Raw genomic sequence first — 1,905 nt, 5'->3', positions numbered from 1 at the left:
ATACCAGTAATTTCAGAAGCCATATCTAAGTCGTATTTTTGTACAACTTCTTTCATTTCTTCGTAACCTTTGGTTCTGTTTGCAATGAATTCATCATCTTGTAATCCTTTGTCAATGATAACTTTAATCATTGCGTTCATTAAAGCTACGTCAGTACCAGTTTCAAATTGAACATATTCATCTGCAATTTTAGCAGTAGGAGTGAATCTTGGGTCTAATACAACTAATTTAGCACCGTTTTGTTTTGCTTGAATCATTTTACGTCCAAACAATGGGTGAGCTTCCATGTTGTTTGATCCAATACAGAATATATAATCTGCTTCTTTAATACTGTCGAAACCGTTTGTCATAGCACCGGATCCGAAAGTAGTTGCTAAACCAGCTACAGTAGGTCCGTGACAAATACGTGCACAGTGGTCTACATTTTGAGTACCACAAGCTACTCTTGCTAATTTTTGAGTAATGTAAATGTTTTCGTTAGGTGAACGAGCACATGCATAAAATCCAACTTTATTTGGATCTTCATCAGATACTTCTTTGAGTTTGTTAGCAACTAAATCTAATGCTTCATCCCAAGAAGCTTCTCTGAATTCTCCATTTTCTTTAATTAATGGAGTAGTTAATCTGTCTTCTCTGTTAATGAATTGATATCCGAAGTTACCTTTTGGACATACTTTACCTTCATTTACAGGGTGTCTTTTGTAAGGTTCAACCCCAATGATTTTGCCGTCTTTAACTACGAAATTAATACCACAACCGGTACCACAGTATGGGCAAATAGATGGGACATATTTAATCTCAACCATTTTATAATCTCCAAAATTTTATTATATCTCAATAAAAAATTTTTAAGAAGCAAAAAATGCTTCTTAAATGTTTCACACTTATTCTTTAAGATAAGTGTACCAGTATATACAAGCTACGAAAATAGCTCCACCAACTATGTTTCCTAAAGTTACAGGAATTAAGTTGTTCATAATCATTGTAGACCAAGTTACGCCTTTAGCACCTAAGAATATACCTAATGGTATGAAGAACATGTTTGCAACACTGTGCTCAAATCCAATGGTAACGAAAGCCATAATTGGGAACCAAATACCAACGATTTTACCGATGATATCATCAGATGCGTTAGCTAACCATACAGCTAAACATACTAACCAGTTACAACCAATAGCACGAATAAACGCTACATCCCACGCCATTTTTACTTTCGCGGATGCAACAGCTGTTGCTTTAGTTGCGAATGCTGATTCAGCTGGGAAAAGACCGCCCATGAAAGCGAGTACGTATGCAACGAATAATGCACCAACAAAGTTGAATAACCAACTTAATACCCAGTTTTTAGCGAGTCCGCCAACGGATGCTGATCCATCTAATACACCGAGGGTCATGAACATTACGTTTCCGGTAAATAATTCAGAACCTGCGAGTACTACAATAATCAAACCTACAGGGAACACTGCACCAAATACGAATTTTTCTAAACCTACAGGTGCACCTGCAGCTAACATTCCTGCACTAGCGATTTCAGCTAGTAATCCTCCGAATGCGATATAAGCTCCTGCTAAAAAGGAGAGTAAAATCACATTTACAATATTTGCTGAGTTTTTAGCTCCAGCAGTTGCAGATATTGCTTTTGCAGTATCTACTGGACTTTTAAAAGATGAACTCATAATCTCAACCTCTTTTTTATCCCCTTATAAATTAATTTATAGTATAATACAAGAATCTGCCAAAAAGTTAATCCATTGTATTATGACAATATATATATTACTCTTATAATAAAAAGGCTTTGTTCTTGAAACTCAAAAGAAATATTTAAATAAGATTAAATAAATAAATACAATGTTAATGATAAATCATGACAAAATGATTTTCACATCGTTACTTTTTCCATATTTT

The 1,905-nt window shown here is 34.7% G+C and carries 2 protein-coding genes; both read right to left on the bottom strand.

All coding sequences use genetic code 11. From position 1 onward, the window contains the following. Positions 1-806 (bottom strand): molybdopterin-dependent oxidoreductase (locus ACKI3Q_RS05905; protein WP_407415202.1); only part of this gene is annotated, 806 nt, incomplete at its 3' end. 78 nt (positions 807-884) lie between these two features. After that, positions 885-1,676 carry a formate/nitrite transporter family protein gene (locus tag ACKI3Q_RS05900; RefSeq protein WP_407415200.1) on the bottom strand — a complete coding sequence of 264 codons (792 nt, stop codon included), beginning with the start codon at positions 1,674-1,676 and terminating at the stop codon, positions 885-887. Positions 1,677-1,905 lie beyond the last annotated feature (229 nt).

It is taken from the genome of Methanobrevibacter sp. (assembly GCF_045636185.1).
Taxonomy (GTDB): Archaea; Methanobacteriota; Methanobacteria; order Methanobacteriales; family Methanobacteriaceae; genus Methanocatella.
This window is presented reverse-complemented; position numbering and strand designations above follow the sequence as displayed.

Coding starts and splice junctions, on each gene's coding strand:
- ACKI3Q_RS05900 (WP_407415200.1), bottom strand. CDS start 1,676: ATGAGTTCATCTTTTAAAAGTCCAGTAGATACTGCAAAAGCAATATCT.